The following is a 19,628-nucleotide window of genomic DNA, read 5'->3' as shown; positions in this document are numbered from 1 at the left end:
CGGGGGACCGCGTTGCAGCGGGAGATCCAGCCGACCTAGGGTGCCGCTGTGGGCAGTTCGCTTTCCGCAGGTCGCAAAGGCAATTTGCCTGCCGACACAACTACTTTCGTCGGCCGCAGGCAGGACGTGGCCGAGGTCAGGAGGCTGCTGTCCGAGTCCCGCCTCGTCACGCTCACGGGCGTCGGCGGCGTGGGCAAGACGAGGCTCGCGCTGCGCGTCGGCGGCGAGACCAGCCGGGCGTTCCGCGACGGGGTGTGGTTCGTCGACCTGGGCGGCGTCACCGAGCCGGACCTGGTCGTGCACTCGGTGCTCGAGCAGCTGGGCGTCCACGACGACACCGTCCGCCGGCACCGCACCGTCCTGGTGGAACACCTGCGCGACCGCCAGATGCTGATGGTCCTGGACAACTGCGAGCACGTCGTCGAAGCCACCGCCGACCTGGTGAGCGCGTTGCTGCGCGGTGTTCCCGGCCTGCGCGTGCTCGTCACCAGCCGCGAACGCCTCGGCGTCGACGGCGAACACCTCTGGCAGGTCACGCCGCTGCCGCGGGAACCGGCGCTGGCGCTGTTCGCCGACCGGGCCACCGCCGTCGAACCCGGTTTCGCGCTCGACGCGCGCAACCGCGCCGGGGTGGAGCAGATCTGCGCTCTCCTGGGTGGAATCCCGCTGGCGATCGAGCTGGCCGCCGTCCGGCTGCGCGTGCTGTCCCTCGACCACCTGCTGTCCAGGTTGGACGACACGTTCCGGGTGCTCGCGGACGGCAAGCGCGGCGGCGACCCGCGCCACCACACGCTGCACGCCGCCGTGGACTGGAGCTTCCACCTCTGCACGCGGGCCGAGCAGGTCCTGTGGGCGCGGGCGTCGGTGTTCGCCGGCACGTTCGACCTGCAGGCCGCCGAACGGGTCTGCTCGGGCGACAGCGTGGCACCCGAGGACGTCCTGCAGTCGTTGATGGGTCTGGTCGACAAGTCGGTCGTCGTCTCCGAGCAGCACCCGTCCGGCACCCGCTTCCGGCTGCTGGAACCGTTGCGCCGGTACGGTCTCGAGAAACTGCGCGCCGCCGGCCGGGAGCAGGTCGTGCGGGAACGGCACCGGGACCACTTCATCGAGTGGGCCGAGCGGCGCGAGCAGGAGTGGTTCGGCCCGGCCCAGCCGCAGATCTTCACGCTCACCCGGCTGGAGCACGCGAACCTGCGCTGCGCCCTCGACTTCTGCTTCGAGCAGGACGGCGACCAGTGCGTGCACCTCGCCGGCACGCTGTGGTTCTACTGGGCGGGCTGCGGCATGCTCGGCGAGGGCCGCTACTGGCTCGACCGCGCCGTGGCGAGCGCGAAACCGGGCCCGTCGCGGGCGAAGGCGTTGTGGGTCAACGGGTACGTCGCGACGCTGCAGGGCGACATCCCCGCCTCGACGAGGATGCTCGACGAGTGCCGGGAGTACGCCCTCGAGGCCGGGGACGCGTCCGCGCTCGCCTACTCGACGCACCGCCTCGCCTGCACGCACCTCGTCGGCGACGACCTCGACCTCGCGGAGAGCCTGTTCGAGGAGGCCAGGCGCCTGTACCGCGGTCAGGGCACGGTCAACAGCCACACCATGCTCGCCGGCGTCGAACTGGCGATCTCGGCGACGTTCCGGCACGACTTCGACGCGGCGGAACGGCTCTGCACCGAGGCCAGGGCCGTCGGCGAGGAACACGGCGAGCTGTGGGCGCAGGCCTACGCGATCTGGGTGCTGGCGCTGTGCGCGTGGGTGAGCGGCGACCTCGCGCGCGCCGACCGGCTCGGCAGGGAGTGCCTGCGGATCAAGCGCTCGTTCCACGACCTGCTGGGCATCGTGCTCGCGATCGAGGTGCTGGCCTGGATCTCGGCGTCGCAGGGCGACGCGGTGCGCGCGACGACGTTGTTGGGCGCCACCAACGAGATCTGGCAGTCGGTCGGCTACCCGATGTTCGGTTCGCGCTACTTCGGCGCCCCGCACGGCGAGTGCGAGTCGATGTCGGTGTCCGCGCTGGGGGAGCAGGAGTTCCGCGCGGTCTTCCGCAAGGGCATGGACCTCGAACTGGAGGACGCCGTCGCGTTCGCCATCGGCGAGGAACAGGCGGAGGACCCCGCCCCGGCCGCCACCCCCACGCCGTTGACGCGGCGCGAGCAGCAGGTGGCAGACCTGATCGCCGGGGGCATGTCGAACAAGGAGATCGCGGCCAGGCTCGTGATCGCCCGCAGGACCGCCGAGGGGCACGTCGAGCGGATCCTGCAGAAGCTCGGGTTCACCTCCCGCGCCCAGATCGCGACCTGGGTGACCGAACGCCGCAACTGAGACCGTCCGCACCGATGAGTTCCCCGCGTCGCGCCTGTCCCACTTCCAGGACGACTGACGGGAGGATCGCACCATGCGGAAACTGGTCTACGGCATGAACCTGAGCCTCGACGGCCACATCGCCGACGCGAGCGGCGACGTCGGCTGGGGCGTGTCGAGCGACGAGCTGTTCGAGTGGTGGCTCGAGCGGGAGCAGGCGATCGAGGTGTTCCTGTACGGACGCGGGCTGTGGGAGATGATGAGCTCCCACTGGCCGACGGGCGACCAGCGGCCGGACGCCACACCGGCGCAGGCCGCGTTCGCGCGGAACTGGCGGGACACGCCGAAGGTGCTGTTCTCGTCCACGACGACCGGTGAGGCCGGGGGAACACCCGCGTGGTGACCGGTGACGCGATCGCCGAGATCACCCGCCTCAAGGCCGGGGACGGCGGCCCGATGAGGGTCGGTGGTGCGGCGCTGGCCGCGGCGGCCATGAGGGCCGGGCTGGTCGACGAGTACGAGGTCGTCACGCACCCGGTCCTCCTCGGCGGTGGCAAGCCGTTCTTCCCCGCGCTGGACGGCCGGGTGGAGCTGGACCTGGTGCAGACGCGGACGTTCCCCGGCGGGGTGGTCCTGACCAGGTACGAGAGGCGTTGAGCGCCTAGGGCCTGTGTCGAAGTCCATGTTCGCGATAGCCGGGCCGGAGGCGGCCCCCGGGGCACGGCCGACTGACCCACATACAACACCGGTATGCGGGTCAGTCGGCCGCACCGCCAGGAACCACCTCAGGCGCGACTCTCATCGAACGGGACTTCGGCACAGGCCCTAATCGACGCAGGGGACGCCGTCGTTCGGCGGCGGGGGAGGCGGGGCGCTAGCCAGCTCCGTCACCTTCGCCCGCACCTTCTCCTGGTCGACCTTGTTCACGTCGAGCCCGCCGAGGTGCGCGCCGCCCTCGATCGGCAGCGTGTCGAACCGCACCTCCGCCGGGATGTTCCGCGCGAACTCCACGAGGTCGAACCGGGCGTCCAGCACGACGTCCTGCTTCGCCATGTCGACCATCGCCTGCACCGCCGTCACGTCCGCGCCCTCGAGCCGCTTCGCCACGGCGGACAGGAACGCCTGCTGCCGCCGGGTGCGGTCGAGGTCGCCGTTCGGCAGGCCGTGCCGCTGCCGCACGAACGACAGCGCCTGGCCGGCGTCGAGGTGCTGCGGGCCGGCGGGGAAGTCCGCGCCGGACAACGGGTCCTTCGCCGGCCCGCGCAGGCACACGTCCACGCCGCCGAGCCCTTCGGCGATGTGGAAGAACCCGATCAGCGAGATCTCGACGAGGTGGTCGACGGGCTGGTCGAGGAACGCCGACACCGTCCGCACCTGCGCGCGGCGCCCGGCTTCACGGCCCGCTCGTTCCAGCGCCCGCCTGTCGTGCGTCCCGGCGGCGCGCAGCCGGTCCTCCTCGACGATCTTGGCCCGGCCGTAGGCCTCCTTGATCTTGCCCTCGCCTCCCGACGACAGCGGCACGAGGTTGTCGCGCGGCACCGACATCGCGACGGCGGGGCCGGAATCGGGGATGCGCAGGAGGATCAGCGTGTTCGCGTTGTAGCCGCCGCGGTCGCTCTCGCCCGCCTGCATGCGGCGCAGCACGTCGTCGGGCAGCGGTTCGCCGTGCAGGTCGAGGCGGGTCGTGAGACCCATGATCAGGATGTTGCGGCCGGACTCCGAGCGGGGTGCGTCGTCCGGGATCGCGTACGACCGCTCGACCCCGGTCGAGATCGTGGACACCGTCGACCACGCGACTGCCGAGACCACGAGCACGATCGCGCACACGACCGACCAGGCCGTGCGCAGCAGGACCAGGACCGTGGTGCGGTGATAGCCGCCACGTGGTTGCATGAACAAGACACCCCCTCGACTATTCTAGGTGATCATGGGGGTTGAGCTGCCCAGTCTCGCGGCGCTCGCGGTGCTGGCGGTGTTCGCGCAAACGGGGATCTGGGCCGGCGGTGACGAGCTCGGCTGGGCGTTCGGCGTCTGGCTGGTCGCGGGTGCGGTCGTGTCCTCGGCGCTCGTCCGCAGGGTGGGGTTGTGGACGGTGGCACCGGCGCCACCGGTCGTTTTCGTGGTCGTCGCGGTCGGCAACGCGGCTTGGCGGCGTCAGTCGCTCAGGCAGTCGTCGTGGGGCAGCGGCAGGGAGTTCGTCGCGGACGCGGTCCCGTGGCTCGTCACCGGGTTCCCGTGGCTCGCCGCATCGGCCGGCGCGGCCCTCGTGGTCGCGACCGTCCGCATCGTTCTGGGGGAAGAGGGAAATGCAGGTCTTCGTCGACGGCAACGGCGGTAGACGGGTAGCGGCGCGGCTGATCAGCCTGACCGTCGCGAGTGGACTCATCGTGTTCGCCGCGGTCGTCGGCGGCACCCTGCTGGGAGCGTGGTGAGGCGGCCGCCGCGGCTGCACTGGCTCTCCATCCTGCTCGGCCTGCTCGTGCTGATGGGCGTGATGACCTTCCACGCCCACACCGCGGTCAGGCCCGAGCCGGTGCGGCACGCCGGCGAACGCCGTGATCTCCCGGAAGGCACCGTCGCGCTGGCGTTCCACGGCGGACCCGATCCGAAGTGGACACCGCGCGTGCTGGACGTGTTGCGCGAGGCGGACATCAGGGCCACCTTCTTCGTCGTCGGCGCGCAGGTCACCCGCAACCCGGAGCTGACCCGCCGCATCGCCGCGGAGGGGCACCAGATCGGCATCGACGGCTTCCGCACCGAGGGCGACCACACCGGTCCGCTGAACCTCGCGTTCGCGCAGGCCGCGCTCGCCGACGCGCTGGGCGTCCACGTGCCGCTCGCCGGCGCTCCCGCCGAGGTCGACAGCGGTGACCGCGACTTCCAGGACATGGGCACGCTGGTGCGGATGTCGTTGCGGGACAGGGGAGGCGTCGTCCGCCTGCACGACGACGGCAGCATCGGCGCGGACATCGCCCGCGAGCTCGCGCGGACGCCGGGCTACCGGTTCGTCACGGTCACCGACGACCAGCCGGTTCCCGCCGGTGCCCGCGAACGGTTCACCGGCGCCGTCACCACGTGGTCGCAGCGCAACGGCGGCGTCGTGCTCCTCGTGTTCGGCACGGCCATCGCGATCGCCGCCCTGCTCGGCATCCTGCGCACGCTCCTGCAGCTCGGCCTCGCGCACACCGACCGCAGGCTGCGGCGCGAGAGCGAGCTGGAACCGCCGCCGTGGTTCGCGCCACCGGTCTCGGTGGTGGTCCCCGCGTACAACGAGGCGTTGAACATCGCCGCCACGGTGCGGTCCATCGCCGCGAACGACCACCTCGCCGATGTCGAGGTGGTCGTGGTCGACGACGGCTCGACCGACGGCACCGCGGACCGCGCGCGGGAGCTGGCCCTGCCCGGCGTCACGGTCGTCCGGCAGAGCAACCGGGGCAAACCCGCGGCGCTCAACGCCGGGGTGCGCGAGGCGAAGCACGACCTGCTGGTGCTCGTGGACGGCGACACGATCTTCGAACCGGGCACGATCGGCCAGCTCGTGCAGCCGTTCGCGGACAGCGGTGTCGGCTCGGTCTCCGGCAACGCCAAGGTCGGCAACCGGCGTGGTCTGCTCGGGCGCTGGCAGCACCTGGAGTACTGCGCGGGGTCCAACCTGGACCGCCAGATCCTGCACGCGCTGCGGTGCATCCCGACGGTGCCGGGCGCGGTCGGGGCGTTCCGCAGGGCCGCGCTCACCGACGTCGGCGGCGTCAGCGGCCACACGCTGGCCGAGGACACCGACCTCACGATGGCGGTCACCCGCGCGGGCTGGCGGGTCGCCTACCGCCTGCAGGCCAGGGCGTGGACCGAGGCGCCGGAAACCGTCCGCGGCCTGTTCCGCCAGCGCTACCGCTGGTCGTACGGCACCTTTCAGTCGATGTGGAAACATCGCGGGGCTCTGGTCGAGAAGGGGCCGATGGGGCGGTTGGGGCTTCTCTACCTGCTGGCGTTCCACCTGCTGCTGCCACTGCTCGCTCCGGTGATGGACCTCTTTGTGCTGTACGGGTTCCTCGTCGCGGACGCGCCTCTCGCACTGATCGTGTGGACGGTGTTCCTGCTGATCCAGACCGCGAGCGCGGGCTACGCGCTGAGGCTCGACGGCGAGTCCCTCCGGCCGTTGTGGGCGTATCCCCTGCAGCAGTTCGTCTACCGGCAGTTGATGTACGCGGTCGTGATCCAGTCGTTGGTCACGGCGCTGCACGGGTCGGCTCGCCGACGCCCCCGGCGGTACGGTGCACGTCACCTGAGCCGAGGAGGAGGCGTTGGGTCGCATGCCGCTGGACGCGCCGGAGCGTCAGCAGGAGGTCTTCGCCGCCGTGCTCCACGTCCTGGCCGAGGTCGGCTACGCCCGGTTCAACATGGACCTCGTCGCGAGCAGGGCCCGCGCGTCCAAGGCGAGCCTCTACCAGCGCTGGCCGTCCAAGGCGCGGCTGATCACCGACGCGCTGAAGGCGAACCTGCCCGAGCTGCCGCAGCCCGACGAGGGCACGTTCGCCGAGGACGTCCGCCGGATCCTCGTCGCGTGGGGCGAGCCGATGCCGTTCGACACCGCGGGGATCTTCCTGGGGCTGCTCGAGGGCAGCCGCCAGGACGCCGATCTCGCGTACCTGCGCGAGAAGCACATCGACCGCGCCTACACGCTGCACCTGCAGGTCGCGGTGGACCGGGCGAAGGCGCGCGGTGAGCTGCCGGGCGACCTCGACGCCGGAATCCTCATCACCGCGCTGATCTCGACGTTCGTGCTGCGCTCTGAGGAGCAGGACGTGGTCGGCGGCATCGTGGACGGCCTGTTGAGACCGCTGATCGGAACCTTCAGGACCAAATAACTCGTCAGATCGTAGTCACTGCGCTACGTTCGGTCATGGTTTCAAAAGAACAGTTCTGTTCTATTGAGGGGAACTCCCGTGACTGAAGCTGCTGTCTGCCCGGTCCACCACGAACGCGAACACCCGCTCCACCCGCCGACCGGTTTCGCCGAGGCCGTCAGCGGCGGGCCGGTGAAGATGCTCTGGCCCAACGGTGTCGAGGCGTGGGTGGTGTCGAGCTACGCCGGGGTCCGGCAGGTGCTCTCCGACCCGCGGTTCAGCACGCGCAAGGGCGGCCAGCCGGAGATGCGCACGGACCAGGGCGAGGCGGTGCTCGACCCCGACCAGCCCGGCAACATCAACGGCATCGACGGCGCCGAGCACATGCGGTTGCGCCGTCCTCTCTCGCGCGGCTTCATGGTCAAGCGCATGAACGAGCTGCGTCCCCGCATCCAGCAGATCGTCGACGAGCACCTCGACGCGATGGAGGCCAAGGGCGCTCCCGCCGACCTGGTCAGCTCGCTGTGCCTGCCGCTGCCGTCGCTCGTGATCGCGGAACTGCTGGGCGTGCCACCGGAGCACCAGGAGCTGTTCCAGGCCACGGCCGGCGACCTGTTCGGCAAGAACGGCTCGAAGGACGAGTACCTCGCGCACGCCACCAAGCTCGCGGAGGTGCTCACGCCGATCGTCGCGGAGAAGAAGGCCGCGGGCACCACCGACGACATGATCGGCCTGATGGCCAACGACACGGACTTCAGCATGGAAGAGCTGATCTTCCTGTGCATCGGGCTGCTCGCCGCCGGCCACGAGACCACGTCGAACTTCCTCGGCCTGTTCACGTTGCACCTGTTCGAGAAGCCCGACCAGCTGGAGGTCCTGCGGCGCGATCCGAGCCGTGCGGACGTGATCGTCGAGGAGCTGATGCGCTACACCGTCGGGCAGCTCGGCGGGCCGGGTCTCACCCGCAGGGCGACGGAGGACGTCGAGGTCGACGGCGTGCTCATCAAGGCGGGCGACTGGGTGAGCGTGTCGCTCATGGCGAACCTCGACGAGGCGCTGTGCCCGCGTGCCGAGGAGCTCGACCTGGAACGGGATGCCGTGTCGCACCTGGGATTCGGGTTCGGCCCGCACCAGTGCCTCGGCGCCAACCTGGCCCGCGCGGAGCTGCAGATCGGGCTGCGGACGTTGTTCGAGCGTTTCCCGAACCTGCGCCCGGCGGTCCCCGTGACCGAGATGCGCTACCGCAACGACATGATCACCTACGGCGCCGCCGAGATCCCGGTGGTGTGGTGACGTGGGGCAGAACGCGATCGTCCGGATAGACCAGGCCAGGTGCATCGGATCGGGTCAGTGCGTGCTCGCCGCGCCCGACGTGTTCGACCAGTCGGACGACGACGGGCTCGGTGTCGTGCTGATCGCCGAGCCTCCCGCGGAGCTGCTGCCGGGGGTTCGTGACGCGGTGGACAGGTGCCCCGCCCAGGTGGTGACCCTGCAAGAGTGAGCTGATCGGCCGTTCCGGTGAGGTGCCGTCACGGGAAATAGGTCCAGCTTCCCTCCGCTGACACCTTTATGGCCCTTTCCGATCACCACGACCGTCCGAAATCGTAGGCGCGACCACCACGGCGTTGTGGCGGTCGCGCCGACGTGTCCTACGGGAGTCGAAAGCCCCTTCCCGACCAGGCCTGACAACGGGATGGTGTCGGCGGCGCCGTGAGTACCGGCGGTGTGCAACGGGTAACTCCGCTGAGGGTGTCCGACGCACGTCAGGAGGGCCAACCATGTTCAACGGCGATGCATTTCCGGCTCGCGTGGACAGAACCGACGTGCGGCATGTCGAAACGTTGACGAGTGCGCTCAGAGCGCTGGACCACGAATACGGCGGTGGTGCCTGCCGGGACGCCTGCGTCGCACTGTTGAACTGGGCGGCCCCGCTGCTCGACGCCGGCTCCGCGAGCAGGGTGCCGCACCGGCTGCAGGTCGCGGTCGCGGACCTGCACAACCTCGCCGGCTGGGCGTCGTTCGACATGGGACTGCTCGAGTCGGCGCACCTGCACTTCGGCCGTGCGATGGGCCTTGCGCGCGCATCGGGCAACTGCTCGCTGGAGGCGAACATCCACTACCGGATGGGCCGCGTGCACCTGCACTACGAACTGGCGGAGGACGCTTTGGCCTCGTTCCGCCGAGGACTGCCCATCGCGCGGGACAGCGGCTCCACCCTGGCCATGTCCATCCTGCACGCGAACGAGGCGTGGGCGCTGGCGAAGCTGGGCGCCGAAAGGCAGGCGCTGCGCCAGTTCGCCTGCGCCGAGGACGAGTTCGCCCGTGCCCGCACGGAGGACGCACCGCCGTGGGCGCGGTTCTTCGACCTGGCCGACCTGGTGTCGATCGGCGGCATGGTGCACACGGAGCTCGCGCGCACCTGCGACGTGAGGTACGCGCGATCGGCGATCCCGTTGCTCACCAGGGCGATCTCCTCCGGGGGCGAGGACGCCTCGCGCAGCCAGTCGTTCCGGCTCGCCGCGCTGGCGATGAACTACCTGGTGCGGAACGAACCCGAGCAGGCGCTGGAGGTCGGGGAGCAGGCGATCGCGGTGTCCGGCCGCATCCGCTCGGCGCGCACCCGCGACCGCATGCGGCCGTTGAAGCAGGAGGCGGCGCGGTTGCGGGGCAACGAGGCCGCGGACCAGCTGGCGTCGAGCCTGGGGAGGTTCATGACGAGCTCGCAGGGCGCCGCGTAGGGCGTGCCCGCGCTGTTCGTCGTGGAGGCGTCACCGGGGCCCGAGGAGAGGTTGGGCTTCGAGCCCCGGCGACACCGCCGGGGAGGAGCGGCGCCCCGCTGGGGGGCCAAAGCGCCGCTCCGGTCCGCGCGTCGGCCGCGGCACCGGTGCTGCCCGGTTTCCGGGCGTTGTCCCCCATGAACAACGCCGATGCCGCGGCCGAGGTTGTTCTCCCCCTGGGCGAGAATCATCACGCGGCCCGCTGACATTTCGCTGACACCTCCGGGTTACCGGCTGGTTAGGATCGGCGTCATGCAACGGCGGTGGGGGTTCAGGGTTCTCGGATCGTTGCAGGTCATCGACGACGGACGGGTCGTGGAACTGCGCTCGGCCAAGCAGCGCGTCCTGCTCGCCGCGTTGTTGATGAAAGCCAACGCGCCCGTGTCGACGTACGAGCTGATGGAACACCTTTGGGGCGAAGAGCCTTCGGGTGCAGCGCGCGCGACCCTGCAGACTTACGTCATGCGGTTGAGACAGTCGCTGGACGACTTGGCGGACCGCAAGCTGGTGCGCACGTGGCCCACCGGCTACTCGATCCACGTCGACGACGACCAGCTCGACCTGCTGACCTTCCAGCGCCTGCGCGCCGAGGCCCGGCGCGCGCCCGACCTCGAGACCGAGGCCCGGCTCCTGGGTGAGGCCGCGGCGTTGTGGCGCGGACCGGCGCTCGACCAGGTGTCGTCGCTGCGGATGGAGCAGACCGACGTGCAGCGGCTCAACGAGCAGCGCTGGGAGGTGCTGGAGCGCCGCAACGACGCCGAACTGCAGCTCGGCCGGCACGACCAGGTCGTCGACGAGCTGCGCTCGCTGGTCGCGGAACACCCGCTGCGCGAACGGTTCTGGTACCAGCTGATGCTCGCCCTGCACCGCACCGGTCAGCAGGCGCAGGCGCTCGACGTCTACCGCCGCGCCAGCGAGGTGCTCGCCGACGAGCTCGGCATCGACCCGAACGCCGAGCTCCGCGCCCTGCACATGGAGGTCCTCGCGGGTTCGTCGGCACCGGTCGCCGTCCAGGCGGGACCGTCGTGGCTGCCGCCGGCGGTGGGCGACTTCTCCGGACGTGCCGACGAGGTCGCGCGCCTCACCGCCGGGCTGCGCTCCGGCGGGACGTGGACGATCACCGGACCCGGCGGTGTCGGCAAGACCTCGCTGGCCGTGCACTGCGCCCACGCCGTGCGCGACGCCTTCCCGGACGGCCAGCTGTACCTGAACCTGCGCGGCGGCGAGCAGAAGCCCGTCGAGCCGGCCGCGGCCCTCGACCGGTTGCTGCGCGGCCTCGGCGTGTCGGGCGGTGCCATCCCGTCCACTGTGGACGACCGCGTCGACCTGTACCGCGACCTGCTGTCGGACCGGCGGATCCTGGTCGTGCTGGACAACGCGGTGAACGAGGCCCAGGTCCGGCCGCTGCTGCCGGGCACCACGTCCGGGGCCGCGCTGGTGACCTCCCGCGCCGCCCTCGCGGGACTGGAGGCGGCGCACGTCGTGCCGCTGGACGTCCTGCCCCCGTCCGACGCCCTGGCACTGCTGCGGGCGGCCGTCGGTGAAGCCCGCTGCGCCGCCGAACCCGCCGCGGCACAGGAGATCACGACCTACTGCGGCAACCTGCCGCTGGCACTGCGCGTGGCGGCGGCCCGTCTGGTGGCGCGCCCGCACTGGCAGCTCGCGAAGCTCGCCGGCCGGTTGTCCGACGAGCGCCGCCGCTTCGACGAGCTCTCGCTGGGCGACCTCGACGTGCGCGCCTCGCTGGCGTTGTCCTACGACGGCCTCGACGAGTCGCACCGGGCCGCGTTCCGGTTGCTGTCGCTGGTGGACGCCCCGGACTTCCCGGCCTGGATCGCGTCCCCGCTGCTGGGCCTCGACCCCGACGACGCCGAGGACCACGTCGAGGCGCTGGTCGACGCCAGGCTGGTCGACTACGCGGGCCGCGACGCGCTGGGACAGGTGCGGTACCGCCTGCACGACCTGCTGCGCGCCTTCGGCCGCGAGACCGCCACCGAGGACCCGGCGGTGGCGCTGAGGCCGTTGTTCGAGCAGTGGCTGGACCTCGCGATGCGCGCGGACGCGGAGCTGCCGCACCAGGGCGTCCGGCTGGATCCCGTCGCGCTGGAACCGTTCGACCTCGGCGACGCGGCGGAGTGGTTCGACGCGGAGTGGCAGAACGTCCACGCCGTGATCAACCAGGCCGCGGCACTCGGCCTGGGCGACCTCGCCGCGGAACTCGCGATCCGGTCGATGGCGTTCTGCGACCTGCGGGCGCGCTTCGACGACTGGGAGCAGATCAACTGCCTGGGCCTCTCGTGCGCGCCGGCCGACCGCAGGCCGATGCTGTTCCAGCAGCGCGGAATCCTGCGCGCGCGGATGCACGACTACGCCGCCGCCTCGGAGAACTTCCAGGCGGCGCAAGAGGGTTTCGCCGCAGCCGGGGACGTGTGGGGCGAGGCCTACGCCTGGTACGGCATGGGCTGGATGCACGAGTGGAGCGGCCGGTCCGCCGAGGCCCGCTCGGCCCACCGCGAGGCCATGACCCGGTTCGCCGCCTCCGCGAACCGGCACGGCGAGATCGAGGTGCTCTGCTCGCTGGGCGCCATCGAACGGCGGGCCGGCGGGCTGGGCGCGGCGTCGGAGTACCTGCAGAGGGCCCGGCTGATCGCCCGCGAGATGGGCGACGAGCAGAGCGAACTGATGGCGACGCTGGAGCTGGGGCGGTTGCACCAGTTCACCGGGGAGCTGGAGCTCTCGGTCTCGCTGCTGCGGTCTTCGCTGGCGGCCGCGCAGAAGCTCGGCGACCCGGACCTGGCGGCGAACGTCCGGTTGTTCCTCGCGGACACGCTGGTGCGGTCCGGGGCGGACGCTGCCGCGGAGGAGCAGCTGGAACAGGCCTGGGAGTTCTTCGAGGCGCACGACGACCGGCAGGGCCGGATCTGGGTGTGGCGGCTGAGGTCCGGGATGGCCCACTCGGCCGACGAGGCGTTGAGGCTGGCGTCGCTCGCGCTGGAGTCGGCTCGCGAGATGGGGTCGCCGCCGGAGTTCGGCCGCTCCCTGCGGGTGTTCGGCAACGCCCTGGAGCGGGCCGGGCGGGCGCGGGAGGCTCGGGAGCAGTGGCGGCTGGCCGAGGAGACGCTGACCGCTGCCGGGTTCCAGGCTGAGGCGGAGGAGCTGCGGATGGCCACTTCGTGAGGTGGTTGCCTTGGGCCCGCGTCGCGCGTGGTCGAGTCATCGCCGCTTCGCGACGATTGCGATCGGGGCTTGACTTCGGGTCCCTCGCGAGATGCTGGGTCGGCCTGAAAAGCCGAGCTGGAAGGCTCGGCCGAGCCGGGCAACGGCAGCAGCTCGCACCCGAAGTCAAGCCCCGATCGCCGTCGTGGTCGCGTTCACCGCTTCCCCAGCGGCGCAAGGCTTTCTCGCTTCGGCTTCACGGCTCGCGGCCAGGAGCGCCTCCGGCTTCGGGTCAGCCCCGCGGGTCGGCGTTGTCCGGGTACCAGCCGGGCGCGGTGTTCCTGGCCCGAGCCCAGGGGCGGAGCGGTCGTCGGTGCCAGGCGACGGGGCACTGGTGTCGCCTGGCACCGACGGCGGTCAGCTGATCGTGATCGCCCCGGCCGGGCAGAGGCCGGCCGCTTCCTTCGCGGTGGCCTCGTGTGCTTCGTCCGGGTGTTCCTGCAGGAGCACGACGGTGCCGTCGTCCTCGTTCTGGTCGAAGAGGTCCGGGTCGGTCAGAACGCACATCCCCGATCCGCAGCACTTCGACTGGTCGACCGAAATCTTCATGACGACCACGCTACTGGCAGCGAGTGCACCCCGTAGATGCCCATGTCGGTGCGCAGCGGGACGTCCTGCGGTGCCACGTCGAGGCGGAGGTCGGGGAACTCCTGGAACAGCTTGGAGAACCCGATCCGCATCTCGATGCGGGCCAGCTGCTGGCCCAGGCACTGGTGGATGCCGTGGCCGAACGCGACGTGGCCGCTCGCCGGGCGGCGCAGGTCCAGTTCCTCCGGGTTGCCGGGGAACTTCTCCGGGTCCCGGTTCGCCGCCGGCACGTGCATCAGGACGGTGTCGCCCGCCTTGATGAGGTGGCCGTCGATCTCCACGTCCTCGGTCGCGGTGCGCACCGGTCCGAAGTGGATGATCGACAGGTAGCGCATCAGCTCCTCGACGGCGTTGTCAATGATCTCGGGCTCGTCGCGCAGGAGCTCCAGCTGGTCCGGGTGCTGCAGGAGCGTGAACGTGCCGATGCCCAGCATGTTCGCCGTGGTCTCGTGACCCGCCAGCAGGAGGAGCAGCGCCATGTTCGCCGCCTCCTCGTCGGTCGGCTCACCCGTGGCGATCAGGTCGCTGATCATGTCGTCGCCGGGCGTCTCCTTCTTGCGGGCGACGAGCTCCCGCATGAAGACCTGGATGCGCCCCATCGCGTCCATGGCCTCCTGGAACGTCGACTCCAGGCTCAGCAGCTTCGCCGTGTCCTCCTGGAACCGGTGGCGCTCCTCGTAGTCCACGCCGAGCATCGCGCAGATGACCAGCGACGGCACGGGGAGGGCGAACTCCTTCACGAGGTCCGCCCTGCCGTCGAACGACCGCAGGTGCTTGAGCTGGTCGTCGACGATCGTGCCGATCCACTCGGACAGCTGGTTCATCCGCCGGACGGTGAACTGGCCCTGCAGCATCTTGCGCAGCCGGGTGTGGTCCGGCGGGTCCTGGCTCAGGAACATGCCGGGCTCGACCTTGCGCCGCTCGGGTGGCGCGTCGCCCTGGAACCGGACGTCGAGCATGTGGTGCTTGGAGGGGTCGTTCGTGAACTTCGGGCTTCCCAGCACCTCGCGCACCTGGTGGTGGCCGGTGACCAGCCAGCCGAGGTGACCGTCGGCGAACTTCAGCCTGCTGATGCGGGCCTTGTCGCGGATCTCGGTGACCTCGGCGGGCGGGTCGAACGGGGTCTGGCGCTTCGTGGGCAGTTCGTCGGAGATCAGTTCGGTCATCTCGCACACCTCCCAGTGCTCGGCAGAGGACCTATTCCGAACCTACAGAAAATTCAGGACTCCGTGAAGATGAATTCAGGGTCAAGGAACGCCACGACGCGAAATCCGTCCGCATCTGCCGGTCGTGGGTCGCGACGGCCACGGCGGCCGGTGTCCGCTGGAGCGCCTCCGTCAGTTCGTCGACCAGGGCGATCGACAGGTGGTTGGTCGGTTCGTCGAGCAGCAGCACGTGCGGACCCCCGCTCAGCAGGATCGCGAGCTCCAGGCGCCTGCGCTGCCCGGTGGAGAGCCGGCTGACCGGCCGCGTGACGTCTCTTCCCCGCAGCAGGCCGAGTTCCTCCACCCGCGGGCACAGCCGCGCCGCGGTGGCGTCCTCGTTCTCGAACGACGACTCCTGCGCCAGCAACGCGACCCTGCCGGCGTGGTGGACGGTGCCGCTCGACGGCCGGAGCCGGCCGGCGAGCACGGTGAGCAGCGTCGACTTGCCTGCTCCGTTCGGGCCGGTGACCAGGAGCCTGTCGCCCGCGGCGAGGGAGATCGGCTCGGTGAGCTCGAGCCTTCCCGGCACCGTGAGCGGGGTGGCGTGCAGCAGGTCGCCGCTCGCCTCCAGTTCGGGTGGCGTGAAGCGCAACGGCGGCGGGGGAGCGCCGACCCGCTGGCCGTCCAGCTCCTCGAGCCTGCGGGCGACGTTGCGCATCTTGTTCGCGGCACGCGTGCCGCGCTTGTGCTTGAACGCCCCCTTGGGCGGCCGCCACGCGTCCTTCAGCCGCGTCTGGGCGCGTTCGACCTTCTCGGCCAGTTCGTCGTGCTCGGCCTCCTCCTGGGCGAACCGCTGCTCCCACCGCCGGCGTTCGGCGCGCTTGGCCTCCTTGAAGGCCCGGTAGCCGCCGCCGTGCAGGTGCACCTCGCCGTCCGGGCTCGGGTCGAGGTCGAGCAGCTGGGTGCAGACCTCGTCGAGCAACGTGCGGTCGTGGCTCACCAGCACCACGACGCCGTGGTGCTGCTGCAGGCGTTCGGTGAGGAACGCCAGCGCGGCCGAGTCGAGGTGGTTGGTCGGTTCGTCGAGCAGCAGGACGTCCGCGCGTTCGGCGAGCAGGCAGGCAAGCCGGACGCGGTAGCGCTGCCCCACGCTGAGCCGGGCCAGCCCCGTGGACCTGTCGTGGTCCGCGTCGAGCGCCTTGAGCGCGATGTCGGCTCGGCGTTCGGCGTCCCACGCCTCGATGTCCTCGGCGTGCGCCAGGGCGGCGGCGTAGCGCTGCTCGTCGAACGGTTCCGCCGCACTGTCCAGTTCGGACAGTGCTCGACGGCTCTCGTGCAGCGCTTCGGACAGCAGGTCCCCCACCGTTTCGCCTTCGTTGAACGGCATTTCCTGTTGCACGAGGCTCAACGAACCGTGGCGCGTCACGGTTCCCTGGTCCGGTATGAGGTCTTCGGCCAGCAGTCGCAGGAGAGTGGTCTTGCCGCGGCCGTTCTCGCCGATGATGCCGAGACGCTGGCCCGCGGAGACCGTCAGTGAGATGCCGTCGACGACGGGCCCGGCCTCATAGCCCTTGGTGAGATCTTGGGTCGTCAGATGCACATGCGAACGCATGGGGATCCTCTTCTGGGTACGCGAAATCAGGACGTGTTGCGCGGTGGCACACGCCCGTGATCAGAGGTAGAAGACCCCGTACCCGAATCCCATGAAACCCACGGTACCTACGGCCGCAACGCCTTTTCGACGGCGGCGCGCAGGTCGGCCACGCTCTCCTCGGTGCCCGGCGCCGGACCGGTCGTGCTGCCGCCGCCGACGAGCCGGTAGAAGAGCAGGCCCTCCAGGAACGCCGTGAAGTGCGCGCCGGAGCGTTCGGGATCCTCGTGGCCCAACGCCTTCGCGAGCGCCGTGGCCTGCTCGCGCGGCGAGTGGACCAGGATCGACCGCAGCTCGGGGTGGTGCGTGGCCTCGAGCATCGCCGCGTACCGGGCGAGCGTCCGGTTCCGCTCGACGAGCCAGCTGTCGAGCGTCCTCGCGATGCTGCCCACGACGTCGGCCGGGTCGAGGGCGGTGTCGATCCGCTCCTGGGCGGCGAGCCGCTCCACGAACCCCTCGACCAGCGCCTTGCGGGTGCGGAAGTACGCGCTGGTGGAGCCCTCCGGCAGGCCGGCCCGGCGGTCGACCGCCCGGTGGGTGAGGCCCCGCATGCCCTGCTCCGCCACGAGCTGGATCGCGGCGTCGGTGATGAGGTCTTTGCGCATCGTGGTCCCGATCTCGTCCTGGAACGCACTCTACAGGTGTAGATTCCTCTACACCTGTAGAGGAGGTTGCGATGAAGGCGATCGTGGTGGGTGGCGGCATCGGCGGGCTGGCGGCGGCGGTGTCGTTGCGGCGCGTCGGCTGGGAGGTCGTCGTCTACGAGCGTGCGGCGTCCTTCGGCGAGATCGGCGCCGGTGTCGGGGTGATGCCCAACGCGTTGCGCGCGCTGGAGTGGATGGGCGTCGCCGACGAGGTGCGGCGGCTGGGCACCCCGCGCGTGTCCGGCGGCGTGCGGTCCTCCGACGGGCGCTGGCTCGTGCACCTGCCCGACGTCGGCCAGGACAGGGTCGTCGCGATGCACCGCGCCGACCTGCACGGCGTCCTGCTGCGCGCCCTGCCGTCCGAGATCCTCGTCAACGACGTCGAGGTCACCGGCGCCGACGAGTTGGACGCGGACCTCGTGGTGGCGGCGGACGGCATCCACAGCCGGCTGCGCGCGGAACTGCTGCCCGGCGCGCCGGAACCGGTGTACGCGGGGGCGACGGCGTGGCGCGGGGTGGCGCCGGGGCCGTACGACCTGCCGATCTCGCAGACGCTCGGTCCCGGCCGCGAGGCGGGGATCCTGCCGCTGGGAGACGGCAGGATCTGCTGGTACATGGCCGCCGTGGCGCCCCCTCAGGCGCCGTTGGACCCGCTCGAGCTGTTCGCCGGCTGGCACGACCCGTTGCCCCACCTCGTGGCGTCGACCCCCGACGTGATCAGGCACGACATCTACGAGCTGCCGCTGCTGCCGACGTTCGTGAAGGGACGGGTGGCGCTGCTCGGCGACGCGGCGCACGCGATGACGCCCTACCTGGGGCAGGGAGCGTGCATGGCGCTGGAGGACGCGGTGACGCTGGCGGCCGTCGGCGGCGATCTCGCCCGCTACGACGCGTTGCGGAGGCCACGCGCGCAAGCGGTGTGGAAGGGGTCGCGGATGGCGGGCAGGTTCGGCATCGAGGTGCGATCGCCGGTCGCCCTGGCGTTGCGGAACTCCGCCTTCCGCCTCCTGCCGCATTCGGTGGCCGTCAAAGGGATGACGCGTTTCGCCGCTTGGCGGATGCCGGCCGAAGTTCACTCGAACGGGTCGAGTCCGTCAGTGACCTAGATCACCGATCAATGTTTGATGACGGCGCGATAACGGTCCAGAACCACCCTTTGTCGCGCTCATTGTCACCCGGTTGCGGTATCAAGCATTTGCTGAGCGTGTCGGACGTGGTCCAGTGATCCAGATGGCGTAGCGCTAGAGGCGGTTTCCGCTACCCGAAAGCGCAACTACGGTGCCTCGCCATGACCCCCGTCCCGACTGATGTGCTGCCCCGTTCCCTCACGGCGCTTCCCCCGGCGCAGGTCGAGAACACCGGCGAGATCGACATCGCCGAGGCCGAGGACTTCGTCCGGCAGCACCACGCCGAACACCCGGACCTCGGACCGGTCGAGGCCAGGCTGGCCGAGGTGCACGCCGAGATCGCGGCGACCGGCACCTACCGCCACACCGCCGCCGAACTGACCTTCGGCGCCCGCGTGGCCTGGCGCAACAGCTCCCGCTGCATCGGCCGCCTGTACTGGCGGAGCTTGAAGGTGCGCGACCTCCGGGAGACGTCGACCCCTGCCGACGTCGCGAAGGAGTGCGTGCAGCACCTGCGCGTCGCCACCAACAAGGGCAAGATCCGCCCCGTCATCACGGTCTTCGCCCCGGCCGAACCCGGCACGCACGCCCCGCGGATCCTCAACGAGCAGATCATCCGCTACGCCGCCTACCGCGGTTCGGACGGCGGCGTCCTCGGCGACGCGCGGAACCTGGAGCTCACCGAGCTCGCGGTGAAGCGGGGCTGGCAGCCGCCGTCCACCCGCGGCCCGTTCGACGTGCTGCCGCTGATGGTCTCCTGCGAGGGTCACGACCCCGCGCTGGTCGAGATCCCGGCCGACGCGGTGCTCGAGGTCCCGCTGTCGCACCCCGACCTCCCGTGGCTGGAGACGCTCGGCGTGAAGTGGCACGCCGTCCCCGCCATCAGCAACATGCGCCTGCGCATCGGGGGCGTCGACTACCCGTCGGCACCGTTCAACGGCTGGTACATGGGCACCGAGATCGGCGCCCGCAACCTGGCCGACCACGACCGCTACGACCTGCTGCCGTACCTCGCCAAGCGGATGGGCCTGGACATGTCGTCGGAGGCGACGTTGTGGCGCGATCGAGCCCTGGTGGAGCTCAACCGCGCCGTCCTGCACTCGTTCGCGGAGGCCGGGGTCACGATCACGGACCACCACACCGAGTCGAAGAGGTTCCTGACGCACCTGGAGAAGGAGGAGGCCGCCGGACGTACCTGCCCCGCCGACTGGTCCTGGATCGTGCCACCCGTGTCGGGCGGGCTGACGCCGGTCTACCACCGCTACTACGACTCGGGTGAACTGCTGCCGAACTTCTTCCCCGCCGACAAGCCCTCCGGCTGCCCCGTTCCACACTGACGGG

The 19,628-nt window shown here is 70.8% G+C and carries 15 protein-coding genes and 2 pseudogenes; 12 read left to right on the top strand and 5 right to left on the bottom strand.

Annotated features, from left to right (window positions below):
• Positions 1-126: 126 nt before the first annotated feature.
• The gene (locus V1227_RS19810; protein ID WP_329787101.1) at positions 127-2,316 is read left to right on the top strand and encodes an ATP-binding protein; all 2,190 of its coding nucleotides are present in this window, start codon (positions 127-129) and stop codon (positions 2,314-2,316) included.
• 73 nt (positions 2,317-2,389) lie between these two features.
• Positions 2,390-2,952 (top strand): annotated as a pseudogene (locus tag V1227_RS19805) (dihydrofolate reductase family protein).
• A 168-nt stretch (positions 2,953-3,120) separates the two neighbouring features.
• Here V1227_RS19805 and V1227_RS19800 read toward each other — a convergent pair.
• Positions 3,121-4,188 carry an LCP family protein gene (locus V1227_RS19800; protein ID WP_329787100.1) on the bottom strand — a complete coding sequence of 356 codons (1,068 nt, stop codon included), beginning with the start codon at positions 4,186-4,188 and terminating at the stop codon, positions 3,121-3,123.
• Between the two features lie 34 nt (positions 4,189-4,222).
• Between V1227_RS19800 and V1227_RS19795 the strand changes: the two genes are divergently transcribed.
• The 8 genes and pseudogenes from V1227_RS19795 (at position 4,223) to V1227_RS19760 (ending at position 13,093) form a co-directional block, all read left to right on the top strand.
• On the top strand, positions 4,223-4,633 hold the full coding sequence (locus V1227_RS19795; RefSeq protein WP_329787099.1) for a DUF6542 domain-containing protein: 411 nt from the start codon (positions 4,223-4,225) through the stop codon (positions 4,631-4,633).
• Positions 4,602-4,727: a hypothetical protein gene (locus V1227_RS19790; protein ID WP_281199648.1), complete on the top strand. Its 126-nt coding sequence runs from the start codon at positions 4,602-4,604 to the stop codon at positions 4,725-4,727. The genes V1227_RS19795 and V1227_RS19790 overlap by 32 nt, the downstream gene beginning before the upstream one ends.
• Before the next feature lie 53 nt (positions 4,728-4,780).
• Positions 4,781-6,367, top strand: a pseudogene (locus V1227_RS19785) (glycosyltransferase); the annotation flags it as partial.
• Positions 6,368-6,605: 238 nt separating this feature from the next.
• Complete coding sequence (locus V1227_RS19780) at positions 6,606-7,160, top strand: TetR/AcrR family transcriptional regulator (RefSeq protein ID WP_329787098.1); 555 nt, start codon at positions 6,606-6,608, stop codon at positions 7,158-7,160.
• A 78-nt stretch (positions 7,161-7,238) separates the two neighbouring features.
• Entirely contained in the window at positions 7,239-8,432 is a 1,194-nt protein-coding gene (locus tag V1227_RS19775) for a cytochrome P450 (RefSeq protein WP_329787097.1), read from the top strand.
• Position 8,433: 1 nt separating this feature from the next.
• Positions 8,434-8,640 (top strand): ferredoxin, encoded by a 207-nt coding sequence (locus V1227_RS19770; RefSeq protein WP_329787096.1) that lies wholly within the window; start codon positions 8,434-8,436, stop codon positions 8,638-8,640.
• 322 nt (positions 8,641-8,962) lie between these two features.
• Positions 8,963-9,877 carry a hypothetical protein gene (locus V1227_RS19765; RefSeq protein WP_329787095.1) on the top strand — a complete coding sequence of 305 codons (915 nt, stop codon included), beginning with the start codon at positions 8,963-8,965 and terminating at the stop codon, positions 9,875-9,877.
• Positions 9,878-10,168: 291 nt separating this feature from the next.
• Positions 10,169-13,093, top strand: a complete 2,925-nt coding sequence (locus V1227_RS19760; protein WP_329787094.1) for an AfsR/SARP family transcriptional regulator — start codon at positions 10,169-10,171, stop codon at positions 13,091-13,093.
• A 396-nt stretch (positions 13,094-13,489) separates the two neighbouring features.
• Here V1227_RS19760 and V1227_RS19755 read toward each other — a convergent pair whose 3' ends face one another.
• The 4 genes from V1227_RS19755 to V1227_RS19740 form a co-directional block, all read right to left on the bottom strand.
• The gene (locus V1227_RS19755; RefSeq protein ID WP_329787093.1) at positions 13,490-13,681 is read right to left on the bottom strand and encodes a ferredoxin; all 192 of its coding nucleotides are present in this window, start codon (positions 13,679-13,681) and stop codon (positions 13,490-13,492) included.
• Positions 13,678-14,886, bottom strand: coding sequence for a cytochrome P450 (locus V1227_RS19750; protein WP_329787092.1), 1,209 nt, complete (start codon positions 14,884-14,886; stop codon positions 13,678-13,680). The genes V1227_RS19755 and V1227_RS19750 overlap by 4 nt, the downstream gene beginning before the upstream one ends.
• Positions 14,887-14,917: 31 nt before the next feature.
• Positions 14,918-16,477, bottom strand: a complete 1,560-nt coding sequence (locus V1227_RS19745) for an ABC-F family ATP-binding cassette domain-containing protein (RefSeq protein WP_329787091.1) — start codon at positions 16,475-16,477, stop codon at positions 14,918-14,920.
• Between the two features lie 107 nt (positions 16,478-16,584).
• A complete protein-coding gene (locus tag V1227_RS19740) occupies positions 16,585-17,121 on the bottom strand; it encodes a TetR/AcrR family transcriptional regulator (protein WP_329787090.1) in 537 nt (178 codons plus the stop codon).
• 71 nt (positions 17,122-17,192) lie between these two features.
• On the opposite strand from V1227_RS19740, the gene V1227_RS19735 reads away from it, so the two are divergent.
• Positions 17,193-18,266 (top strand): FAD-dependent monooxygenase, encoded by a 1,074-nt coding sequence (locus V1227_RS19735; RefSeq protein WP_329787089.1) that lies wholly within the window; start codon positions 17,193-17,195, stop codon positions 18,264-18,266.
• 182 nt (positions 18,267-18,448) lie between these two features.
• On the top strand, positions 18,449-19,624 hold the full coding sequence (locus V1227_RS19730; protein WP_329787088.1) for a nitric oxide synthase oxygenase: 1,176 nt from the start codon (positions 18,449-18,451) through the stop codon (positions 19,622-19,624).
• Positions 19,625-19,628: the final 4 nt, after the last annotated feature.

Source organism: Lentzea sp. DG1S-22 (assembly GCF_036321065.1).
Lineage (GTDB): Bacteria > Actinomycetota > Actinomycetes > Mycobacteriales > Pseudonocardiaceae > Lentzea > Lentzea jiangxiensis.
This window is presented reverse-complemented; position numbering and strand designations above follow the sequence as displayed.